The organism is Haloarcula sp. R1-2 (genome assembly GCF_011627385.1).
Lineage (GTDB): Archaea > Halobacteriota > Halobacteria > Halobacteriales > Haloarculaceae > Haloarcula > Haloarcula marismortui.
Genome location: NZ_JAANTG010000001.1, coordinates 727866 through 751116, shown reverse-complemented (window position 1 = coordinate 751116; position 23251 = coordinate 727866). Strand labels below are relative to the sequence as shown.

The following is a 23251-nucleotide window of genomic DNA, read 5'->3' as shown; positions in this document are numbered from 1 at the left end:
CGCGGTCGACCGATGTCACCCTCCCATTCGAGCGGCGACAGTGACGACCCGGCGCGCTCGCGGGCTGCCGTCCGCCGGACCTACGAGGACATCGGTGACCACTTCTCGAAGACCCGCGAGTACGCCTGGCCGGAGGTCGAATCGTTCGTCGACGAGTCCGGCAGTGTCGGGACGGCGCTCGATGTCGGCTGTGGCAACGGCCGCCACGCGGAACTGCTCGCGGGGGTCGCTGACCGCGTCGTCGGCCTTGACGCCAGCCGCGCGCTCCTGCGGGCGGCGACCGACCGCGTCGGCGACAGCGTTGCGCTACTGCAGGGCGACGCGACCCGCCTTCCGCTCGCTGCCGGGGCCGTCGACCTCGCGGTGTACGTCGCGACGCTGCATCACCTCCCGTCACAGGCCGCCCGTCGCGCCAGTCTGGACGAACTGGCCCGCGTCCTCGCGCCGGGCGCTCGGGCGCTCGTCAGTGCGTGGAGCACGGCCCACGACCGCTTCGACGCCGACCCCGACGCGGACGAGGGCTTTGACACGACCGTCGACTGGACGCTCCCCGGCGGCGAGACGGTCCCGCGGTTCTATCACATCTACGCGCCGGCCGAATTCGAGCGCGATGTCGCCGACAGCGACCTCCGGCTCGTCTCGATGGAGCTGTCAAGCGGCAACTGTTACGGGGTTGTCGAGCCAGAAGGGAAACGCACTTAATTGCCTTCCATCTATGAGGGTATACGTTCGCACTCGGGCGAAACACAGTCAACCGAGCCTGTGCCTGCACGAGTGAGCGGCGGAGGTGAGCAAATCCGACGGATTTGCGAACGACGCCGCGCGTGAACGAAGACGCGAAGCGATGAGCGGCGGTGGTCTAGTGGTAGGACCTGAGCCTTCCAAGCTCATGGCCCGGGTTCAAATCCCGGTCGCCGCATTACGCCTTCTAAGCCGTGAAAACGGCAAATTACCGAAGTAACAGCCTGAAAGATACAATTCGCAAATCAGTCCTAACGACAATCGGTAAAACCGCAAGACGGCGGTACGATTGGCAGAAACTCAGGCTCAAGATGCAAATCGACGACACCCACGACGAAGAAATCGACCTACCAATACCACCAGTCGCGCGCGACACCGAAAGCGCGCTGGAGAACTACTCCCCTATGATTCAGCAGGACTACGAACGGTTCAAAATCGACCTGCTACGCTGGCTCCTCAACGAGGGAAAAGACACCTATCGGCGAGAAGGCTTCGCAGAATCGACTGTCAAGACTACACACTACAAAGTTGAAGAGGCATACCGATGGCTCTGGGAAACCGAGGGTGAATTCACCAAGGAGATAACACCGCATCAAGCGACGGAACTGCTCGACCAGCTCATGAGGAACTCCCCACACCCGGATAGCTACGTCCACACCTTCGAGAAGTGCATCCGGCGACTGTTCAAGTTCTTCCGTGAGCAGAAGAACCGAGAGGTCGAAGAATGGGAACACGACATACCAATCGAACCATCTCGGGGGTCTGACGACAAGGAGCATACGAAAGACCGCTTCTACCCGGAAGAGATGAACCGCCTCTATGAAGTGTCGCTCGATGAATACTCCATCAAGAGCTACTGGGCAGCGGAACCCGAGGAGCGAGCAGAACTAAAGCGTTTCATCGCCCAACAACAGGGGGTTAAGCTCGGGGAAGTGGATGAAGAACACTTCAAAGAAGCCTCCTCGTGGAAGTATCCCTCTATCATCGCTGTCAGTGCCGACCTTGGGCTTCGACCCATCGAAGTAGGGAAAATGAAAGTAGACTGGCTCAACCTTCCACAAAACACTATCAACGTCCCTGCATCAGAGTCCACAAAGAATAAAGAGTCCTGGGCGTGCGAAATTTCGTCTAAGTCCCGCAACGCACTGGAGAACTGGATGCAGGAGCGACAATCCTACGAACAATACGACAACAGTCCCTACCTCTGGCTTACGAAATACGGGAACCAGTACAAGTCCCGCTCGCTGAACAAGGTGCTGAACACACTCATGGAGCGAGCTAACCTTGATGAGGGGAACCGGACATTGTCGTACTATTCTTTCCGCCATGGTGCAGCTTCCATTTGGACCGAGAAAGAGGGAATCGCTAAGGCTGCTGAACAGGTCCGGCACTCAAACTTGAGTACTACAAAAAAGTATCTCCGAACGAACGAGCGGAGTGGGAAGAACTACGCCAACAACAAGTGGTGACATAGGCCCTTGACAAGAGGGGCATGTTACATCCCTCTCACACCATCTATATACGGCTGGCTCCCGTCTAATTAGTACGGAAAATTTCTGACAATAGCTACCCTTTGAGTGACAGCAGTATCGCTCAGTATTGTAGCGTTGTCGCGCACCCTAATTAAACATGATTGACACAAAATCCATCAGCGATGCATCTATACCGATGAATGAACCTTCCGACCCACGAGCTTTTACAGTTGAAGTTGACCCGTCTCCCGATACCTTGCCTGCGGAAGATTCGAGCACCGAAGGACGAGGAAAAAAACAGAGAGAGTCCCTTCGCATTGACGCTGCTGCGTATAGAGCGCTTAAGAAACCGGACACGGACTGGGCTACGACCATCAACCACACCGAAGTTCGTGGACAACGATGGCGTGCAGACTTCCTTTATCGTGATAGGGAGAAATACTTCGAAATGCTCAGCGCAATTAATAGGGGAGAGCAGAACGGACCAACCTGGGAGCATAGTGAACTCCAGACGTACGAACTCCGTAAGCACCTCGTAGAAGTCATCGGCGAGATGCTAAATATGACTGGTCGCCAGATTGAGCAAGCCATTGCAAGGGCAACGAATATTGATGGTCAAAAGTTCGGTCAACGTCTGGAGTTGCTTGTCTTCTGTACGTGTGCTTATGTTGTCCATCGAGACGAAACGGATTACGCAAAAAATCGGCACTATCATCCCAACAGGGACGAGAACGATAAGTTGTTTGAAAAGGTGGCCGAGACGTTGGAGCTGGCAGAGTTCCGCATCGAGAACGTTTGTCGAATGTTCGACCAGACATTCACGAAGGAACTTCCACCAGTCAAGTTTGACGACCGGAAGCCAAACTGGAAACCGAATTCCCACCCCAACAAGCGAGTCGTGGATTCTGTCTCCAAAGGTGTTCAAGAAGGACACCGCTGGAAGGGTGGTATATAAACCCCTGCGCATTACATTAAAGTGGAAGGTTGTAAATAACAGCTGAAAGCACTTCTCTCAAAGGACTATTTCGGGAATGGCTGATTTTGAAATTGAGTTCATATGTTTCAACCCATTGACGGGTTTAAGGAGTTTAGTAGTGTTGCAAATAAATTAAATATAACTAATGAAATTACTACAACTTAGTGATAACTCTATAGCCACTCAATGCGTTTAAATTTAACACTAAAATTAAAATAGAATTAGATGCCTATAAACCAGTCAATGAAATGGGATTTAGAAGATTTGTAGCAAAAATATCTCATAGTACGTACTATTTAATACTTCTTGTAGATTGAAGATTAATGGGCGAAACTATAATCTGAGCTGGGTGCATGTATTCAGCGCGATTTTAATGGTGTTCACAGGACTGTGAGGTGTTACTATTGCATTCTGTGTGTATGGCGCATGTTGGTACGAAACCCTCACAAGCACTGACTGAGCGATTCTGTCTAAACATTGGGAGGAGTTGGAACATTGGTCATGGATTACAGCGCGCATATAGGCAACTTCCTCTCCGAAATTTCTCCTCTCAGGTCAGATTACACCAAGTTTTATTCATAGCCATACATAATGAAACCGGATGTATGCATGGAGGTAATAATGCCCTTACTTGAACAGCTACCAGACATCTAAGAACTCGTCAGCGACTTCCACATCCTCGTTATTAAGGTCGTACATGTTGCGGAGAATTACGTTGTCAAGTTCAGCCTGCAACTCTTCGGCTTCACCTTCCCCCTCAATGCGTCGATTCTCGCAAGTCCTACCTGGTTGGTGTTCCCCGTGGATATCAGCGGGTATTTTTGAGTTCTGGATTGGCATCTTCTGCCTCAGACTCCGGGGATACACTCACAACCTCGGTCTAAACATCGGTACTACCGAAACGGACCAATAGACGGATGCGAAAACACTACCTTACCGGGTCGTTTCTGAATCGAACAGTTGCGATTCAGGGATTTGTGTATGACTGGAACACACGGGGACGACTTTATCGACGAACTCATCGAGGAGTACGCTTCCCTCTACGAGGAAATTGAGGACGGGGAGCGGCGCGAGCTTGACCTACGTTCTCGACTCATCCGGCGACTGTTCTGTAACGCTCTCGGATGGGAGCATAGCGAGTACGCTCAAGAGGACGACTGGAACGATGTTCGATTTTACGACGAAGATAGAACGCCTGTAATCATCATCGAGGGAAAGAGGCGAGAGGTTGACATTAGCGAAGGTGTCCCCCAAGTCTTTCGCTATGCTTCAGAGACACCCTATGCCGACCTCCTAATTTCCACCAACATTGATTCATTCCGTCTCTACCGGCGATGCGAACCGACTCATCCCGACGCAATCACCCACCACGGGGTAAGTGCCCGCCTTGTTACCGAGGTTGATTTTAAATCCATTAGCGGGGCCAACAGTCGTGTGGCAAGTCACGAAGACCTCTCTCACGGACAGCAGCAGTCGTTACAGAAGTTGGCCGCTCTCCGACGCGAGGAAGTCCTAAATGCCGACCGCTACGAGGACTTTTCCTTCGAGAACCCTGCCGACATTGGCGAGGACGAAGGCTTCCGCGAACTCATCCGCGTTCTCGGTATCTCCTTGGATGAGTATTTTGTTCCCTATGCATCCCAAACGTTCGACCAGTATTGGAGCCGCTACGAGGAGTACGAGAGTCAACGCGACGAACTCGAAAACCAAATCGAACGACTGGAAGGAAGCGACCATGACGAAGCGGAGGTCGCAGAACTCCGAACGCAGTTGAGCAAACTGAACGACGAGTACGAAGAGTACGCTCAGTTCCATAACGACTTCAAGACGTGGGTTCGCCTCAGCGGTCGGCAAGACGAGGACTTCGAGGACAACAAGCTCGTCTTCTGCCGAGAGAGCGTGTACGTTCAGCTAAACAAACTCCTCCTCATCCGGATTGCCGAGGACAAAGGACTCACAAACCGGATGGTAAGCAACGGCGGAGTTGAGGATTACTTCGAGTTTTGGGACGACTACACGAAGTACGTCGAACGCAACTATGTTGACCTATTCGAGCTGGCCTCCGAGGAACTAAGCGAAATCTACGAACATCTATTCGCCCGGCGTATCTTCGATTGGGAGATTCGAGACGACTCCGACCTCGATGAGGTGATTCAGCGAACGCTATGGCACTTGAACCACTTCGACTTCAGCGAGGTCAACCGAGACATACTTGGCCACCTCTACGAGGAACACCTCTCTCCCGAAGAAAGGAAGAAGCTCGGAGAGTTCTACACGCCGACGGCGATTATCGACCTGATTCTGGACAGCGTCGATTACACGCCGGACGAACCACTCGAACGGGAGGACTACGACCTTTTAGACCCCGCGTGCGGGAGTGGTGGATTCCTTGTACGGGCCGCTCGTCGTCTTCTCGAACGGCTTGACCGGAAGGACGTACCGGCGGGCGAGACAATCGAGATTGTCCGTCAACGACTCCACGGCTTCGATATTAACCCGTTCGCCTGCCATATAGCGGAAATCAACCTCCTGTTCCAAGTCATCGACAAGTACCAGACAGCGAAAGAGGAGAACCCGGACTTCACGCTCGATGGGTTTAATATCTACCAGACGGACTCCCTCCGTTCGGACAATCAGGCATCTCTAACGGCGCTTCACAGTAGCGAGGTACAACGCCGATACCGAGAGGAACGTCGGGAAGCAAACCGACTCAAAACTCGGAGCGATTACCGCTTTGTTATCGGGAATCCGCCGTATGTCCGGATTCAGAATATCCCGAAGGGGCCAGCACGCACCGAATACGATGATTATGACGTCTCTATTTGGAACTACGACCTAAGTATTCTGTTCTTCCGGAAAGCAGGAGATTGGCTTCGAGAGGGAGGACAAGTAGGCTTCATCACCTCAAACAAGTTCATACCGAACCGCTATGGACGAGATATTCGACCATATCTCGCTCAGAACTTCCGTTTCAAGTATCTGATTGATTTCGGGGATTACGAGGTCTTTGAGACCCCGCAGGCGTATCCAATCATCTTCAGCGGTGAGAGAGTCAACAAAGACGAACGTTTCCGGTCTCCGGAGGAGTTCCAACCCGAAGACTACGTGTTCACCTTTGCTGAGGCTACCGACACACTACCTGAAATCTCTCAGACAGCTATTCGGGCGGAAGTCAAGAACGGAAATGAATCTACCAGCGACGGCAAGGAAGACTCCACCCTGACAACACCGGGGCGAGAGATTGGCGAAGACCCACCTGAGGGACGTATTGCGGACATTATTTCTGCTTGCCTTCCAACTGCCGCTGATAAGAAGCCGCCTGCATGGGAAGAAGTGGAAGCCCGTCTCAAAGAACTTGTACCCGATAGTGCGTTTGAGCAGGCCCCCCTCCACGCGTTCTCTGTGCCATCCTCAATGATTGCCGGGGAAGATTGGCGATTCGTACCTGCCGACGAGGAGGAAGCACTTAATCAGATTGAGGAGAACGGGACACCGATTCAGGAATATGCTAAGGGGGAGAAGTTGGCTAAGAACGGTGTCCAAACTGGTCGAAACCCTATTTTCCTCATCGACGACGAAACCATCGAGAAGTACGAGATTGAGGATGAGCTTGTCAAACCGTTAGTCGCAGGGGAGAATATTTTCCGCTGGCACTCCGAAGTGCCTGAAAACCCTAAGCTCCTATACACTACCCCGCACACCAACTTAGACGAATATCCCGGTGCGGAGGAGTATCTTCTCGACCACAAAGAAGACGGGGATGACCAGAAGGGTCTGGCTTCCCGGTACTGCGTAACGGATGGAATTCGAGAGTGGTACGAATTGGCAGAATATAGACCAGATACCTTCGGACAACCCCTCATTTTCACTCCAGATATGAGTTACTATAGCAACTTCTGGTATGACAACTCTGGTAAAGTCTACGGCCTCAACTCCGTATATGTACTGTATCTGATTGAGAAGATGAAACCATACTACCAGTTAGGGATTCTCAACAGCAATGTCGCGCAGTTCTTTATCCGGCGTATCGCTTCGAGCTACGGGAGCGATTACCTGAGGTATCAATGGGACTATATGAAGAAGGTTCCCCTGCCCGACCCGTCTGACGTTCCTACCGAATTAGTCGAGAAGGTCAAAGACGCCGCCGAGGAGCTTTCCGACCTCCGTGAGGAATACGTCGAAGCCAAACAGCTTCAGGATAACCCGTCGGAGCTACTGGACGAGTTCGAGACGAAGTCCCTGTCCTACGCCGGATACATCGACCGGCTTGGTTTTCAGGACTTGGAGGGAGAACTACACCCAAACCTCGATGCGGAGACCATCCGTTTCGGAGTGACTGGGGCAAGTATCGAGTTCAACGACGAGCGAGCCGCTGAAATCGTATACAAACTGTTACAGGTCCTCGAAGTCGCTACGGGCGATGAACTCCGGAGTCTCGAACTCCCCGCGCTCAAAGAAGACCTCATGGCGGTGTACGAGCGTTACGAGGATGCACGCAACACCGTCGAAGAAGCTCCGGAGGAAGCGAAAGACCTCGAACAGGAGTACAACGAAGTCGTGTACGACCTCTACGATTTGGACGAGGACACGAAGGAAATCATCCGCGACCGCGTTGCCCGACCTGAAAATCCGCTTGAACCGCGAGAAATCGATTAGCTCCGACCCGTTCGACAGTTCTCGCTTCCCGTTTCTCACACACGGTTAGCAGGAGAAGCCGTCGGAGAGTTCCGCACAGTCACACGTAGCAGTACTGCTTGGTTGGGAGAAAGAATTGCTGTAGTGATTCATTGAGCGAGTGTTTTTGGTCGTGAATCCGGTGACGAGCATGGAGATTTGACCAATTTTTGCGGTTAGGACGGGATTCTCTGGAGGTCAAGCCCCCGGGTCTACCGAAGCTTTATTACAGCTATCGGATGTTAGTGTAGGTACTGCTGTTGCGTTAGGGAGAAGGCGGAAGCGGTTGCCGGTAGAGCCGGTGAAAACCGGCGATATAGGACCTGAGCCTTCCAAGCTCATGGCCCGGGTTCAAATCCCGGTCGCCGCATCCTGCGAGGAACGGACGTGACGAGCGGATGCTGTACGGAGGGATTTGAATCACGCGAGACGAGTGCAACGAGTCTCGCCATCGGGTTCAAATCCCGGTCGCCGCATTTTGCTGCGAGTACAGCCACGAGCAGCAAATGCTGTACAGAGTGATTTAAACTACGGAAAGCCGAGCGATAGCGAGGATTTGCAGTCGAGTTCAAATCCCGGTCGCCGTACTGTGCCACAGACAGTGACGACCAGCCGAGGCGTCTGAATTTCGCCGCGTTCGTTCTCTGGTCGACTCCGCAACTGCCGACACCCTCACTCCGGTTCGACGGCAGCCTGCTCGAACTCCTCCCAGTCGTCGCCCATCCACTCTTGCAGGCGGTCGGTGACGCCGGCAAAGTCCTCGCCGTCCTCAAAGGACTCAACGACAACCCAGCCGTCGCCATCGCGGTCGTAGCCGAGGCTGTAGCCATGGTCCCCGTTGATAATGACGACGAACGCGGCCACTACATCGAGGTCAGGGAAGAACCCGACCGGCGCAAACCCGTAGTCGTCGTGCTGGGCTTCGAGGGCCGAAATCTCGCTGGTCGAGAGCGGTCTATCCGGCAGCGAGTCCGTCAGTTCGGTCATTACGTCGCAGTCGTGGGGAGAGGACTGAAAGCGTTTCGAGCGGAGCGCGCTCAAAGTGTGAGCTAGATATAACTTCAGCCAACATTGAAGTGCTATCATGTCTTTTGTTAACATGGAGCTTCCTACGCTCCCGGCGGGAACGACCGTCGTACCATCCGGGATTGGCATCGGCGGACGACAACTCGCCGGTGGAGCAATGGCCACTCCACCGGCCACGTATCGCTTTGCAACCAACGGCGTACAGAGCATCTGGCACCCCACCCCCACCCCACCACTTTCCCTGCGCCCGTTTTTCGAGGGGGATTCGATACACCAGACTACGACTTGACCTGATTGGCTCGGCGAGGGCCGGTGGGGTTTTCTGCCAGTACGCGTAGCGTCGGGTATGGACGCTGCGCGGCTCCCCGGGACCAGCGGCCCCGAGCAGATAGTCGCGCACGTCGATATGGACTGTTTCTACGCCGCCTGTGAACAGCGGCGGGAGCCCGCACTCAGAAATGAGCCACTCGTCGTGGGGATGGGCTACGAGAACGGCGCGACCCACGGGGCTGTTGCGACAGCGAGCTACGAGGCCCGAGCGTACGGTGTCGAATCAGCGATGGCCATCTCCGAAGCACTGGAACGCCTTCCACGGAAGGTTGAGGCTGTTGCAGACCCGGACCTCACTGTCGAAGACGCCGGCTTCTATCGCCCAGTTGACATGGATTTCTACGAGTCCGTTGCTGCGGATGTCCGGGAAATCCTCCATACCGAAGCGGATGTCGTCCGCGAGGTGAGTATCGACGAGGCGTATCTGGATGTGACCGAGCGGGTCTCATGGAAGACGGTCAGGTCGTGGGCGCAGGACCTGAAAGACACAATCGAGTCCGCGGTGGGCGTGGTCGCGAGTGTCGGCGTTGCCCCGACGATGAGCGCCGCGAAGGTGGCCAGCGACCGCGACAAGCCGGACGGCCTGGTCGTCGTCGAACCGGGGGCCGTCCGAGAGTTCTTCGATGACCTCCCTGTCGAGGACGTGCACGGCGTCGGCCCGGTCACCGCCAGAGAACTCGCCGCACTCGATATCGAAACCGCGGGGGACCTCGCGGCCGCTGACCCGGAACTGCTGGCCGAACGCTTCGGCGAGCGCGGTCGTGAAATACGCCGCTACGCCCGCGGTGAGGACGAGCGCTCGGTGACGCCGAAAGGCGACCCCAAGAGTCTCTCACGGGAGTCCGCGTTCACTGACGCGACGACCGATATAGAAGCCAAGTGTCGACAGGTCCGCACCCTCGCCGATGCCGTCGCTGACCGCGCCGAGCGAAAAGGCGCGCGGTATCAGACTATCGGCATCAAGGTCGTGACGCCGCCGTTCGATGTGAATACGCGGGCCCGGTCGCTCCCCGGTCCAGTCGAGGAGCCTGAACTGGTCAGACGCATCGCGCTGGACCTGCTCGGCGAGTTCGCCGACGATCCCGTTCGGAAGGTCGGTGTCCGTGTTTCGAACCTGGACTTCTCTGCCGGCGAACAGGCCAATCTGGACGGGTTTGGCGGTGACAATGGTTCCGAGGAGGCGTCCGGTAGTTCCCGCACCAGCAGTACCCCAGCGGCAGCCGACGAGTTGGATGACGACGGGCAGGTCGGACTCGGGACGTTCGTTGCGAACGACGGGGATACCGAGGCTGTCGAAGACACGGCGGGCGAGGGAACAGACGCCAGTGAGACGCATATCTCGCTCCCGCCCGGCCAGACCACGCTCGCAGAGTTCTAGACGTTCTCAGGCGACACCGTGTTCCAGATTTTCCAGCAGCTTCCCGACGAACAGGCCGGCTCGCGGCGAAATAGTGTCATCAGCTGGGACATCCGTCGGATGTGCGGCCAGCGTGTCGACGAACCGCTGGCTGTGGGTCATTGCGTGCAGCATATCGACCACATCGACCACCAGCCCCTCGTCGCTGGTGTCCATCCCGGCGTAGCGCTCTTTCTCCGCTTCGGTGTAGGAAATCGTCCACGCCGGGCCACCTGCGGCCGCGACGATATCGTCGAGCGGGGCCACTTTCAGGGGACCGTCGTCACTCCCGACGTACACGGTTCCGTCCTCGACGAACGTCTCGTATCTGTCCATAGACAGCCCAGCCGAACAACCGTGTCAAGGCATCCCACCGCAATAGCCGTTACCCCGTCCTGAACTGACCGGTAGCCACCACGGTCTGCCCTGCATTCGGGTCTCGCTGTATTCGGGACATTCGCTGGCCAGCACAACCGGTATACAACTGTCGTCTGTCATGGAACATATGGTTGAGTTCGGCCCCCGAGACCGCGAGGCAGTCTACAAGTCCATTTATTCGCGACGGGACATCAGACGATTTGTCGGCGACCCAGTTCCCGAGGAAGTACTCGGACGGATTCTAGACGCTGCCCACAACGCGCCCAGCGTCGGGTTCTCGCAACCGTGGGATTTCATTGTGATAGAAGACAAGCAGACGAAATCAGCGGTCGCAGCGATTGCCGAACGGGCGATAGCCGCCGCACGCGAAGGCTACAAAGAGCCGCGCAAATCAGAGTTCGGCCAGTTGAAACTGGAGGGAATAACCGATGCGCCGGTGAATATCTGTGTTACTTGTGACCCCACACGTGATGCGCCACACGTTCTCGGCCGGAACACGATGCAGCGAATGGACGTTTATTCGACGTGCCTTGCCGTGCAAAACCTCTGGCTCGCTGCCCGTGCTGAGGGCATCGGTGTCGGCTGGGTCTCATTTCTGTATCCTCACGAACTCCGTGATGTGTTGAACATTCCACACCACATTCAACCCGTGGCCTACCTCTGTGTCGGATACCCAGAGGACGGCTTCCCGTCCGAACCAGTACTGCAACAGGAAGGCTGGCGTAGTCGTATCGACAGATCTGAACTGGTCCATTACGACGAGTGGGACCCCAGTCGGACGCCCGAAACGAAGTCATAGCGGCGTCGGTAACCGAAGCCCCGTCGGTAGCACACGAGAATTTGAAGCCCGAGCGAGCGAAACCTCGGACTGGCTTCGAACTGCTTGCTGCGTCCAGACCTGTTCCACAGCTGATGGGCGTCTGACGGAGAGTTATGGGGCCTGCGCGTCTCATTCGTGACAGAAACGCATGGCAGAGACCGAACAGATAACTGTCGCGACGACGAGCGCGGGGCCGGGTGGGACCGGGGAGCCGGGCGAGACCGTCAATCTCCCGGTGGTGGAGCTGCTGACCGGCCGGGGGTTCATCACCGGCAAGAGCGGGTCTGGAAAGTCGAACACGGCGAGTGTCATCGCCGAGAAACTGCTTGACAACGGGTTTGGACTGCTTATCGTCGATATCGACGGCGAGTACTACGGTCTGAAAGAGGAGTACGAGATACTCCATGTCGGTGGCGATGAGGAGTGTGACATTCAGGTCACGGACGACCACGCCGGCAAGATCGCTTCGCTGGCGCTTGAACAGAACGTCCCCATCATCCTCGACATCTCGTCGTTCCTTGACGAGGAGGAAGCAGAGACGCTACTGACAGAAGTCGCCAAGCAACTGTTCGCGAAGGCAAAAAAACAGAAACAGCCCTTCCTGATGCTCGTCGAGGAGTGCCACGAGTGGATGCCGGAGAAGGGGTCGATGGGCGAGGTCGGGAAGATGCTCATCAAAATCGGGAAACGCGGCCGGAAACACGGGCTTGGCATCGTCGGCATCAGCCAGCGCCCGGCCGACGTAAAGAAGGACTACATCACACAGTGCGACTGGCTTGTCTGGCATCGCCTGACCTGGAACAACGACACGAAAGTCGTCGGGCGCATTCTTGATAACAAGTACGCTGACGCCGTCGAGGACTTAGACGACGGCGAGGCGTTCATGATGAACGACTGGGCCGAGCAGGTCAGCCGGGTCCAGTTCCACCGCAAGCAGACGTTCGATGCCGGTGCGACGCCGGGTCTTGACGACTTCGAGCGCCCTGAACTCAAGTCCGTCAGCGACGACCTCGTCTCCGAACTGGAGACCATCAGCGAGGACCAGCAGGAGACGGAGAACCGCATCAAGGAACTCCGTGAGGAACTGGACAAAAAGAATTCCCGCATCGCCGAACTGGAGGCAGAACTGCAGGACGCCCGGGACCTCTCGCGGATGGCCGAGCAGTTCACCGAAGCAATGCTGGATCAGGCCGAGGACTACAACCCCGGCCGGACAGAACAGGAGAAGATGCGTCGCCAGCGCGAACGGTTCGCCGACCAGCAAGCGTCGGACGGCGACACAGACGCCGTCAGTGAGGCGGACGCCGACGGTGAGCAGCCCCCGGAACCAGACGAGACCGCTGACGCCACGTCTGGCGGCGGATTTGGCGATGCGTTCAGTGCCTTTGCCGAGGACGGGGCCGCGATGAACGGCGGCAGCGCCAGTGGCGGCGCAGACGCGAATGGAAGCAGTGCGGACGCCGGACAGGAGTCGGATGCTAGCAGCACGGACGCTGAATCGGCGTCAGACTCCAGCAGTGTGGACGCTGAACCGACATCGAACGGTCACGCTGCGAACGCCGACGTAGTGGCGAACGGGGCCGTCGCAAACAACGGTGCGGTGGCCGCGCCAGTCAACGACCAGGCTGAGACAGAAACTGCTGAGGCTGATGACGAAGCTCTGAGGGCGGCCATCGCCGAGGCCGTTGAAGCTGAGCAGTCGGACGAGGCAACGGGGTCCGCTGACAGCGAGACGCCAGCCGACTTTGACGGCCCTGCTGTCTACGGCGACCTGCAAGCCGATATCGAGGAGTTGGACCGAAAGACCTGCCGGATGCTCGCGTACTACCGCGAGCAGGGCCCCGGGACGCCGCTGAACGCACATTTCTCGGCCGGTGGCTCCGGCGACCGGACGGCGGCCTATGCGCGAAACAGAGAACTCCGGCTCCGCGGGCTGGTCGAACACGTTGGCCGCGGACAGTACGACACGCGGCTGGCGGCGCTGGTTCAGGAGGAGAGCGACCACCGGCTCGACGACAACGAGGTCGAGTCAGTCGTCTCTCGACTCGAATCGGTTTTTCTGGACGGGGACAGCGACTGAAAAGGTAGTACTGCGACGCCGTCGATTTTACAGCAGCGGTTCGACGAGGTCTTCGAGTGCGGCGCGCGGGTCGTCAGCCTTCGCAACGCCGCTTGCCAGTAGGACGCCGCTCGCGCCGAGGTCGCTCGCCGAGACGAGGTCTTCGCCGGTCGAGATGCCGGCCCCACAGAGCACGTCCACGTCACCGTTAACGCGAGCGGCAGCATCGACTGCGCCGGTCACGATATCTGGGTCTGCCTTGCTGACGGGCGTGCCAGTCCCGATGAGTTCCGGTGGCTCGACGGCCACACCGTCAGGGTCGAGCGCGGCGGCCGCGCCGATCTGTGCGGGGTTGTTCGCACAGACGATCGTTTCGAGGTCCGCGCGGTCGGCGGCGTCGAGTGCCCCATCGATGTCCGCGAGCTTGAGCCGGTTTTCGGAGTGGTTCAGCAGCGTCCCGACGGCACCGGCGTCTGCAGCGGCCTCCGCGAGGGTGCTGCCGGTGTGGCTGCCGTGCTCGACGGCGCTGACGTGCTGAGCCCACGTTTCGACGCCGGTCTCCGCCACAGCGCTGATCTGGGCAGCCTGTGGCGCGACGGCAACGCGAACGCCGGAATCGTCGCTGACGTCAGCAGCAGCGGTTGCTACCTCGACTGGGTCACACGGGTACGCCTTCAGATTGACAAGGACGAACATACAAAACGCACCGGTTGCTGTGGGGAAATAGATTGCGAAGCCGCCGCTTGGCGTCCCTACCACTGTGCCTCCGTTCCTTCCCGGCCCACCGCCCGGGGTGACAACTATTAGGGTTCAGCCGAGACAAGAAACGAGACAAGCCGTGACAGCAGGGGATGACGACACACCGACCGTTCTGATAGTCGAGGACGAACAACACCTGGCCGACCTGTACACCGATTACCTGGCCGACCAGTACCACGTACAGACGGCTTACAGCGGCGAAGAGGGATTAGAACTGCTGTCGACCGATATCGACGTGGTGTTACTCGACCGCCGGATGCCGGTCGTCTCCGGCAACGAAGTGCTCGCACAGATTGAAGAGCAGGGGCTCCGGTGCCGCGTCGCGATGGTTACCGCCATCGACCCCGACTTCGACATCATCGAGATGCGCGTCGACGACTACCTCGTCAAACCTGTCACCCGTGACGAGCTACAGGAGGTCGTCGACCGGCTGTACAGTATTCGGGAGTACAACGACCGACTCCGGACACTCACATCAAAAAAGCTCAAGCGCAACGTCCTCCGCGTCGAGAAAACCGACCGGGAACTGCAGGACAGCGAACGGTATCAGAAACTCCAAGACGAGATTGAAACTATCTCGTCGAACGTCGAGTCACTCGCCGACGAACTCGACGTAGAGAAAGACGACCTCCAGTTGTAACCTAGTCCTTCCGCTTCACGACGTCGCCGAGCGTGTACTCGCCGTCGCTGCTGCCGCCGGACCACTCGGTCTCGTCGGCGCTGCCGCCGGCGCTCAGGGAGATTTCGAGCGCGCTTTCGAGTTTCTTCTGGACGTCGTCGCTGGGCAGGGAGTTACCCTGTTCGAGCTTCCGGATCAGGCTCGCCTTCTCGTTGAGTTGCTTTGCGAGTTCCTCCTGGCTGAGTCCCTGGGACTCCCGGCCCTTGCGGATCCGGTCGTGGTAATCCTGTGCGACCTCGTCCATCTCGTCGAACATATCCCGACGGCGGCCACCGGACCCGCCACCACCCGAGGAACTCGACGAGGAGGACGAACTCGACGACGATGACGAGGAGGACGACGTCGAGTACTTCGTCGACGTAGACGACGTCTCCTCCGTTTTGACCTCCGTGCCGAAGTCGGTACACTCGTCACAGACGTCGAGTTCGGCTCCCTCGATTTTGACGCGGTTCGGAGACGAAACCTCCGTCCCGCACATCTCGCACTGAACCATACCGACGGCTTGGACGGGGCGCGGTTTGAATGTTGCCCTGCGCACGCTGGCGCGGGGAATCCTGTTCTCACGTAGACAGGCTTCCTGTTTCGATGACGTGACTTACAGACATTCGCTGAAGATCAGCGGTGTCCGTAGCGGTCACAGTCTCCACAGGCGTTGATTCGGGCCATCCCAGCCCTAGTTCAGAAAACCCCCTTTGCAAGACGTTCATCGCTGCATTCGCATCCCTATCTGTCTCAAACCCACATGATGGACAGGAGTGTTCCCGGACCCAGATGGACTTCGATGACTCCACACCACACACCGCACATTCTTTTGTCGTCCCTGCCGCTTCGACCTGCACAACGTGCGTACCGTACACATCGCCCTTGTATTCAAGCAAAGTGATAAACTGTCGCCACGCCGCATCCTGCTTGTTCCGACCGTTTCCATCCGCTCGAAGCATACTCTGAACGTTCAAGTCCTCCACAAACACGGCATCGTACTCCTTGACGAGCCACGTCGTTATTTTGTGCTGGTAGTCCAGTACTTTCCGGTGGATGTCGCGTTTGGCCTTCGCCACTTCGACTCGCTGATTCTCGTAGTTGTTCGACCCATGTTCTTTCCGCGAGAGTTTGCGGTGCGCACGTCGGAGTCGTTCGTATTCGCCTTCGAGGTCGAGCCAATCCACGGTCTTCCCGTCGCTGGTATGGATGTAGTTCAAGATGCCGAGGTCAATACCCACGCTGTTGCTCGGGTTGAGTGAGTCCACATCGGGCTTCTCGGGCAAGTTAGGGTCGTCGGTTTCCAACCCAAAGGAAACGAACCACTCACCGGTAGTCTCTTTCTTGAACGTGGCTTCCTTTATTGAGGAATCAGCAGGGATTGGACGGGAGTACCGTATTTTGACCCATCCGACTTTGCTGAAGCGAACGTACGCAAACCCGTCTTGGCCCCTCTTTTCATCGAGGTCGAAACCAGACTGGTTGTACGTCACGCTCCGGTAATCGGTAGGTGCTTGCCGTTTGAGACGACCGACGGTGTGCCCGTTCTCTTTTTGTTTACGAAGGTTCGAGAGGTTGCGGTGGAAGCGGGCAACGGTAGCTTGCGCGGCTTTCGAATACGTTTCCGCGAACACTGGCCATTTTTGCTTCCACTCAGGGAGTTTGTTGTTCTGGTCGAACTCACTCGGCTTAGCATCCACGGGGCTGTTCGTGTAGTCCCATCGGACGTGGTTGTATAGTTGGCGATGAATATCTACCTGATGTTCCAGTTCGTCCGCTACCCCTTCTGTCGGATAGGCACGGTAGCGGTAACTGTGTTCCATCGCTATCCTTGATTGTCGACATGTTTATTTAATGGTTTGTGACATGGAGTTTCGGCTTCATCCCCGTTCATGGTGTGTCGGGGGGTTCGCCACGCTGATCAGTATAAATAGTGCACTGGTCGTTCTCAGCGGGATGCCGGTCCGTCAATTGCTGAACCGATGTTCAGTCGAGCGCCCGCATCGCGTGATAGAACCGCTGGGCGGCGGTAACGTGGCCGACAACGGCGAACACGACCAGCAGCCAGCCGACCAGCGTCAGTCCGGCCAGTGCGTTCGGGACGAACGCCGCGACGCCCGTGACCACACCGACAAGTGCAAGCCGGTCAGCGCGACCGAGCAGGCCGCCGTAGACGCGGTCGAGGCCGACCGCCTGTGCCTGCGTCCCGAGATAGGAGGTCATCAGGACGCCAGTGACGGCGGCGATGCCCAGTTCCCACTGGCTCACGCCGGCGGCGAGGCCGACGATGATGCCGATGTCGGCGTAGCGGTCGAGCACGTGGTCCAGCAGGTCACCGCCCGAGGACGCGACGTTCAGTTCCCGCGCGAGCGCGCCGTCGACGAGGTCCAGCCAGCCGTTCAAAAAGACGAGAACGGCACCGCCGAGATACAGCAGGGGCTCCCGCGCCGCAACGGCGTACACTCCGCCCGCTCCAAGGGCCAGCAGAAACGCGATGACGCTGACGCCGTTGGGTGAGAGGCCGGCCACCTTGGCGGCGCTGACGAACGGGCCAAGCGCGCGGTCGGCCAGCGGGCGGAACTTGTCGAGCGTCATAGCCAGTCGATGTAGGAGACAGTCCCCGCACTCGGCTCGCGTTCACCGGCCACGACGGCCTGAATCTCCTGTGCCACCTCGTCGGGGTCCCGGTCCGTCGTCTCGATTTCGTAGACGGACTCCATCCCGTGCTCCTCGACGGCCTCGCCGAGGATGACATCGAGCGATTCCGATTCCGCGTTCTCGTAGGCCTTCGAATCGTCGTCGCCGCGCTCACGAAGCCGCTCGACGATGGTTTCAGGGTGGGCTCGCAGCACAATCACCCGGTCGGCGGCGAAATGATGCGCGAGGTGGGATTCGAACAGCACGTCGTCGCGGCTGTCAAGCCACTCCGACAGCCTGTCGAGGTCCGCGACGAGGCTCCCGCGGTCCTCGTCGATGCCCGTTGAAAACCCCTCGTCCTTGATGATGTCATTGAGATGGAGGACATCGAGGTCTGTGTCGAGGTGTTCCGCTGCCGTGGTCTTGCCTGTCCCCGGAGTGCCGGTAACGGCGACTCTCACGCCTTAACCTCCTCGATAACCTCGTTCAGTACCGAGACGGCGCGTTCCGTGTCCTCGCGCGTTCCGCAGGTGATACGGATGCATTCGGGGAGCCCGAACGAGGAACAGTCGCGGATGATGACGCCGCGCTCCTGGGCGGCATCCGCGATGGCCGACGCGTCGCCGACCTCCGCGAGGATGAAGTTCCCCGCGCTGTCCCAGGTCGGTGCGTCGAGTTCCTCGGAGAGGTACTCCCGGGCCCACGCGGCGGTGTCGACGGAGCGCTCGACGTGCTCGTCGTCGTCGAGCGCCGCCAGTCCGGCACGGCAGGCGAGTTCGCTGGCCGAGAACGGCGTGTTGATGCGGGCGTAGGCATCGGCCCAGTCCTCGGGAACGACCGCGTAGCCGAGTCGAATCCCTGCGAGTCCGTACGCCTTCGAGAACGTTCGCAGGAGCGCAACGTCGTCGCGGTCGGAAAGTAACGGCCGTTTGCTCGGTTTTTCCGTGAACTCACCGTAGGCTTCGTCGACAACGACGAGGGTCTGCTCGTCGGTTTCTTCGGCGATAGTCCGGACTGCCTCGGTCGTGAACTCTGCCCCGGTTGGGTTGTGCGGACTGGTGAGGTAGACGATGCGCTCGCCGTCGTAATCTTTCAGGACGGTGTCGGCGGTCTGGGCGAAGTCGTCGGCCTTCGAGAGCGTGTACTCGTTGACCTCGCCGTGGTGATAGCGGGCGCTCATCGCGTAGTACGCGAAGCCCGGCGACGGGACGAGCACGTCCTGCCCGGGGTCGAGCATGGCTCGGGCGAGGCAGTCGAGCGCGCCGTCGCCGCCGTTGCTCAGCCACACCTGTTCGGGCGTTACGTCCCACATATCCGCCAGTTCGTCGACGAGGTCGGCGTGGGAGGCCTTCGGATAGGAATGCATCCGTTCGGCCGACCCGCGAATCGCCTCGACGGCGTCCGGGCTCGGCCCGAACATGTTCTCGTTTGACGCCAGCTTCACCATGTCGTCCGGGTCGAGACCGAGTTCCCGGGCGACCTCCTCGATACCGCGACCTGCCCGATAGACAGTGTGAGCGGAGAGGTCCCGTGGTTCCATGGCTGTGCAAAACGGACGGGGCGGCTTAAGCGTGCTCACATCGGGCGTGGCCGTGGCTCCCCAGCGCGTATGGCACAGAAATTCGATGGCGGCTTTCCGTGAGAAACCCGTCGATGACGGGTAAGACACGGAATAGCACGCTCCCCACCAAATCCCTGTCAGTCAGTGGTAATGAGGGTTACGGTGGCCCACCGTCGGGTTGCCGACCCTACAGCCACCGAAAACGGTAACACATCATAGGTCCTGATACTGTGCAATGCCGCTTCTCATCGATATTCGGAAACTCACACTCATCACCAGACTCATTCAGGACGGGGCCGAGCAGGTCGCCGATTCGCTGGCGACACTGGCCGGCGTCGACGCCGCCGTCGAGATCAAGAGCCTCTCGTTTGTCCAGCCGGAGGACATCGCCACCGAGATGGGCGGCGGGACCATCTACAGCGCTCGTGTTCGGCTGACAGAGCCGCCGTACGGCGTCTTCCTGATGACATTCGAGACGGAGACGGCCGCGGAGATCGCGGAGTTGATGACCGGTTCCAGCGTTGACGACGGGTTCACACAGCTTCACGAGTCCGCGCTGCAGGAGATGTGTAACATCCTCACCTCGGGCTTCATCGACGGCATCGCGAACACGCTGAACGCGACAATCAACATGGGGACGCCAACGGTCGTACAGGACGACGCGACCGAGATCGCCGACAAGGCGCTCTCCCATGTCCGCCGGGACTCGCTGACTATCGTGCTCGACTCGCTCGTCGACATCAAGGAGAGCGATGTGGCGTTTTCACTCCGCATCTTCCTCATCCCCGATCCCGGCTCATTCGTCCACCTTATCGACCAACTGGACTACGACACCGACCGGGAAACGCACATCTCTGCCGACACCGACGCAGTCAAAGAACTCGATATGTCAGGTGATGCGGACGCGCTCGATGCCTTCGATTCCTCAAAGTAGCTGTGTCGAACCCACGACGTTGAATAGGGTCGCGTCCAACCGCCGCATATGAGTGTCGTAAACGCGGCTGTCTTCGGGGTACACCTGATATTCGCCGCGCTGTGGGCTGGAACCGTGTTGTTCATGACTTATGCTATTCTCCCAACGGCGATGAACGGCGACTCTTCGCCGGGACCGCTGTCAGCGATTACCGGGAAGCTCCGGACGGTGTCCCGGGCGAGTGCGACGCTCCTGTTTCTGACGGGTGGGCATCTGGCAGCGACCCGCTACACCGCCGAGTCGTTGACGGGAACTGGTCGCGGCCACCTCGTCATCACGATGATCGTCCTGTGGTTCATTCTGGCTGGGCTCGTCGAGGTTGGCGCGTCGAAGCTCAGCGACGGCTTCGACCAGCAGAAGGTGCGCGAACCGGCCCGGAACGCACGGCCGTTCCTGCTGGGGGCGTCTCTTGTGTCAATCCTCCTCCTGCTTGACGCCGGCGCGATTCTCGGCCTGTACTGACCGGCCGACATCTCGGTTGCCGCTTCTTCCTCACGCATACCTGTATCAGCAGATACAAATCACCATCCGGCATACCAGCACGCAATGTGGCCGTGGGGACATCTCGCCGTCGCCTACCTCGTCTACGTCGTGTACACTCAGTTTGACCCGACCCGTCGCCAGACAGCGGCCACGCTGACCGCGTTGGCGGTGGGGTCGCAGTTTCCGGACCTGATCGACAAGCCCTTCGCCTGGACGTTCGGCGTCTTGCCGTCCGGGCGGTCACTTGCCCATTCGCTGTTCACGCTCCTCCTTGTTGCCGTAGTCTTACACCGGCTCGCAGTCCGATATCGCCGAACGGACCTCTCGACAGCGTTCACGCTCGGTGCATTCGTACACACGCTGACTGATATGGGCCCGACAGCAGTAATCGGGGTGCTTGGCGGTGACCTGACACAGCTTCAGTGGCTTCGCTTTCTCGTCTGGCCGCTCCAGCCACCGCCGCCGTACGCCAACGACACCTCCTTCGTTGAGCAGTTCGCCTCGCTCTCGTTCGACCCGTACGTCCTGTTTCAGTTCGGACTGTTCGGCCTCGCTGTCGCCGTATGGCTCGCTCACGGCGCGCCCGGGCTTCGGTCGGTCACCCGGCGGAGCAAAGCAGCGTTCACCGAATCTGCAGACTAGAGTCGTTCAGAAACGTGGTCAGCGCACTTCAGCGCGAGCGCGGCGATGGTCAGCGTCGGATTCATCGACCCGGCGGTAACGAACACCGACGAGGACGCAATCGAGAGGTTCGACACGTCGTGGGTCCGTAGCTGCGGGTTGACCACGCTCTCTTCAGGGTCGGTCCCCATTCGCGTCGTCCCCATGTGGTGATACGCCGGCCCGGTGTCAGCCGGCCCGACCGTCCACGAGATGTCGACGCCCAGCTCCGACAGCACGGCGTGTTGAATCTCGTTCGCCCGCGAGAGCGACCGTTCCAGCCGGTCGCCCCACGACCACCGGATGTCCGGCACCGGGTTCCCGTGGTCGTCCGTCGTTGACGTGTCCAGCGTTACGCGGTTTTCCTTCCGCGGCGGCTGGCCGACCAGTCCGCCCATCGCGATGCTGTTGCCGTAACTCTCGCGGAGGCTCGACAGCAGCGTATCGCCCCACTCCTCGCCAGAGAGCGCGAGTTCGACCGGCGACGGACCGGCGTAGTTCAGAAACTCCAGTTTCAGCGGCGACAGCGCCTTGTCGGTCGCCGCAACGACCGTCTCGCTGTCCGCGACACGCTCGACTGCCTGCCCGGGGTCGTCGTAGAACTGATGGCACTCGCTCGTGAGAAAGCCGACGTGGTTCTGGCGTGTTTCACGGTCAAGCGTGCCGCCTGCCCCGGCGAACAGATGGTCCATGAAATAGTGACCGACCAGTCCAGAACTGTTCGCCAGCCCGTCCGGGTGGTCCTCGCTCGCCGACAGGAGAAGGAGTCGCGGCGTCTCGACGCCGCCCGCCGCGATGACGAACTCGCGGGCCATCTGGCGGTGTTCGGTTCCGTCCGGCGTTGCGTAGACGGCCGCCTCGATGCGTCCGTCGGCGTCGGTAACGAGGCGCTGGACCGGCGCGCGGTCGACAACGCGTGCCCCTCTGGCTTCCGCGTCCTCAATGTGGACGCTGGCGTCGTATTTCGCGCCGGACGGACAGACCGGTTGGCAGGTCCCGTAGCCGACGCATGGCCCCCGGCCATCGTACGGTTCGGAGTTCCGGGCGTTAGGAACGGAGTGCATCGTGATGCCCAGTTGCTCGCAGGCCTCAGCAAACAACGAGTCGCTGTATGATGGCGGGAACCCGGGCAGCGGATATGCACCGTCTCGCGGCGGTGCAAAGGGGTTGTCTGCGTCGCCGGCGACACCTAGCGCCCGCTCAGCGTCGGCGTAGTACGGCCGCAGGTCGTCGTAGCTGATCGGCCATGCCGGATCGTCGGTGTCGTGGCTCCCGTCGAAATCCGAGGGGTGCAGCCGCATCACCATCCCCTGCCAGTGCAGCGTCGACCCGCCGACGCCTTTCACTCGTGAGATGTTCAGCGGGTAGTACCGCTCGCCGCTCGCACTGAACGCGTCGCGGTCGCCGCCCATCTCCCAGACGGACCCGTGGTCGCCGGGTCGGATTGCCTCTTCCATCTGCTGCTCTCGGTTCGACCTGTCGAACCGCGGCCCGGCCTCTAGCACGACCACCCTTTGTCCGTCGCTGGCGAGCTGGCTCGCGATAAGTGCCCCTGCCGGCCCAGCCCCGATGACACAGACATCTGCCCGCTCGGACGGCTCCCGGTCCATTTCAGCAGGAGTTAGGCAAGCCTAAACTTATACGTTGG

The 23251-nt window shown here is 58.9% G+C and carries 21 protein-coding genes and 2 tRNA genes; 13 read left to right on the top strand and 10 right to left on the bottom strand.

The genetic code is table 11. From position 1 onward, the window contains the following. Positions 1-12 precede the first annotated feature (12 nt). The 4 genes from G9C82_RS03700 (at position 13) to G9C82_RS03685 (ending at position 3168) form a co-directional block, all read left to right on the top strand. On the top strand, positions 13-702 hold the full coding sequence (locus G9C82_RS03700; protein ID WP_127013404.1) for a class I SAM-dependent methyltransferase: 690 nt from the start codon (positions 13-15) through the stop codon (positions 700-702). A 146-nt stretch (positions 703-848) separates the two neighbouring features. Then, positions 849-919: transfer RNA gene (locus G9C82_RS03695), tRNA-Gly, on the top strand. A gap of 133 nt (positions 920-1052) precedes the next feature. After that, entirely contained in the window at positions 1053-2210 is a 1158-nt protein-coding gene (locus G9C82_RS03690) for a site-specific integrase (protein ID WP_127013403.1), read from the top strand. Positions 2211-2370: 160 nt separating this feature from the next. After that, positions 2371-3168, top strand: a complete 798-nt coding sequence (locus G9C82_RS03685; protein WP_127013402.1) for a hypothetical protein — start codon at positions 2371-2373, stop codon at positions 3166-3168. A gap of 660 nt (positions 3169-3828) precedes the next feature. Here the strand turns inward: G9C82_RS03685 and G9C82_RS03680 are convergent. Then, on the bottom strand, positions 3829-4029 hold the full coding sequence (locus G9C82_RS03680; protein ID WP_127013401.1) for a hypothetical protein: 201 nt from the start codon (positions 4027-4029) through the stop codon (positions 3829-3831). A 141-nt stretch (positions 4030-4170) separates the two neighbouring features. Between G9C82_RS03680 and G9C82_RS03675 the strand changes: the two genes are divergently transcribed. After that, positions 4171-7845, top strand: a complete 3675-nt coding sequence (locus G9C82_RS03675) for an Eco57I restriction-modification methylase domain-containing protein (protein ID WP_127013400.1) — start codon at positions 4171-4173, stop codon at positions 7843-7845. 306 nt (positions 7846-8151) lie between these two features. Beyond that, a tRNA-Gly gene (locus G9C82_RS03670) sits at positions 8152-8233 on the top strand. Positions 8234-8535: 302 nt separating this feature from the next. On the opposite strand, the gene G9C82_RS03665 is transcribed toward G9C82_RS03670, so the two are convergent. After that, complete coding sequence (locus tag G9C82_RS03665; protein ID WP_049938778.1) at positions 8536-8850, bottom strand: hypothetical protein; 315 nt, start codon at positions 8848-8850, stop codon at positions 8536-8538. A gap of 385 nt (positions 8851-9235) precedes the next feature. On the opposite strand from G9C82_RS03665, the gene dinB reads away from it, so the two are divergent. Beyond that, positions 9236-10597: a DNA polymerase IV gene (gene dinB / locus G9C82_RS03660; RefSeq protein ID WP_127013399.1), complete on the top strand. Its 1362-nt coding sequence runs from the start codon at positions 9236-9238 to the stop codon at positions 10595-10597. Positions 10598-10603: 6 nt separating this feature from the next. Here the strand turns inward: dinB and G9C82_RS03655 are convergent, their stop codons facing one another. Next, the gene (locus G9C82_RS03655; RefSeq protein ID WP_007188033.1) at positions 10604-10951 is read right to left on the bottom strand and encodes a hypothetical protein; all 348 of its coding nucleotides are present in this window, start codon (positions 10949-10951) and stop codon (positions 10604-10606) included. Positions 10952-11120: 169 nt separating this feature from the next. On the opposite strand from G9C82_RS03655, the gene bluB reads away from it, so the two are divergent. After that, the gene (gene bluB, locus G9C82_RS03650) at positions 11121-11792 is read left to right on the top strand and encodes a 5,6-dimethylbenzimidazole synthase (protein WP_049919243.1); all 672 of its coding nucleotides are present in this window, start codon (positions 11121-11123) and stop codon (positions 11790-11792) included. A 169-nt stretch (positions 11793-11961) separates the two neighbouring features. Continuing rightward, positions 11962-13893, top strand: a complete 1932-nt coding sequence (locus G9C82_RS03645; RefSeq protein ID WP_127013398.1) for a helicase HerA domain-containing protein — start codon at positions 11962-11964, stop codon at positions 13891-13893. 27 nt (positions 13894-13920) lie between these two features. Here G9C82_RS03645 and tpiA read toward each other — a convergent pair whose 3' ends face one another. Continuing rightward, entirely contained in the window at positions 13921-14568 is a 648-nt protein-coding gene (tpiA, locus tag G9C82_RS03640; RefSeq protein WP_005535122.1) for a triose-phosphate isomerase, read from the bottom strand. 97 nt (positions 14569-14665) lie between these two features. On the opposite strand from tpiA, the gene G9C82_RS03635 reads away from it, so the two are divergent. Beyond that, positions 14666-15271, top strand: a complete 606-nt coding sequence (locus tag G9C82_RS03635) for a response regulator (protein WP_127013397.1) — start codon at positions 14666-14668, stop codon at positions 15269-15271. A gap of 1 nt (position 15272) precedes the next feature. Here G9C82_RS03635 and G9C82_RS03630 read toward each other — a convergent pair whose 3' ends face one another. The 5 genes from G9C82_RS03630 to hisC form a co-directional block, all read right to left on the bottom strand. Then, on the bottom strand, positions 15273-15803 hold the full coding sequence (locus tag G9C82_RS03630; RefSeq protein ID WP_127013396.1) for a multiprotein bridging factor aMBF1: 531 nt from the start codon (positions 15801-15803) through the stop codon (positions 15273-15275). A 67-nt stretch (positions 15804-15870) separates the two neighbouring features. Then, on the bottom strand, positions 15871-17112 hold the full coding sequence (locus G9C82_RS03625; protein ID WP_127013395.1) for an RNA-guided endonuclease TnpB family protein: 1242 nt from the start codon (positions 17110-17112) through the stop codon (positions 15871-15873). Between the two features lie 163 nt (positions 17113-17275). Further along, the gene (locus G9C82_RS03620; protein WP_011223074.1) at positions 17276-17884 is read right to left on the bottom strand and encodes a CDP-alcohol phosphatidyltransferase family protein; all 609 of its coding nucleotides are present in this window, start codon (positions 17882-17884) and stop codon (positions 17276-17278) included. Continuing rightward, positions 17881-18387 carry an adenylate kinase family protein gene (locus G9C82_RS03615; protein ID WP_127013394.1) on the bottom strand — a complete coding sequence of 169 codons (507 nt, stop codon included), beginning with the start codon at positions 18385-18387 and terminating at the stop codon, positions 17881-17883. The genes G9C82_RS03620 and G9C82_RS03615 overlap by 4 nt, the downstream gene beginning before the upstream one ends. Next, positions 18384-19466, bottom strand: a complete 1083-nt coding sequence (gene hisC / locus G9C82_RS03610; protein ID WP_127013393.1) for a histidinol-phosphate transaminase — start codon at positions 19464-19466, stop codon at positions 18384-18386. The genes G9C82_RS03615 and hisC overlap by 4 nt, the downstream gene beginning before the upstream one ends. 256 nt (positions 19467-19722) lie before the next feature. Here hisC and G9C82_RS03605 point away from each other — a divergent pair, with 256 nt between their 5' ends. The 3 genes from G9C82_RS03605 (at position 19723) to G9C82_RS03595 (ending at position 21585) form a co-directional block, all read left to right on the top strand. Beyond that, entirely contained in the window at positions 19723-20421 is a 699-nt protein-coding gene (locus G9C82_RS03605; RefSeq protein WP_127013392.1) for a chemotaxis protein CheC, read from the top strand. A 48-nt stretch (positions 20422-20469) separates the two neighbouring features. Continuing rightward, on the top strand, positions 20470-20922 hold the full coding sequence (locus G9C82_RS03600) for a hypothetical protein (RefSeq protein ID WP_004962482.1): 453 nt from the start codon (positions 20470-20472) through the stop codon (positions 20920-20922). An 84-nt stretch (positions 20923-21006) separates the two neighbouring features. Further along, positions 21007-21585, top strand: a complete 579-nt coding sequence (locus G9C82_RS03595; RefSeq protein ID WP_011223070.1) for a metal-dependent hydrolase — start codon at positions 21007-21009, stop codon at positions 21583-21585. Here G9C82_RS03595 and G9C82_RS03590 read toward each other — a convergent pair. Further along, complete coding sequence (locus G9C82_RS03590; RefSeq protein ID WP_127013391.1) at positions 21582-23213, bottom strand: GMC family oxidoreductase; 1632 nt, start codon at positions 23211-23213, stop codon at positions 21582-21584. The genes G9C82_RS03595 and G9C82_RS03590 overlap by 4 nt on opposite strands. Positions 23214-23251: the final 38 nt, after the last annotated feature.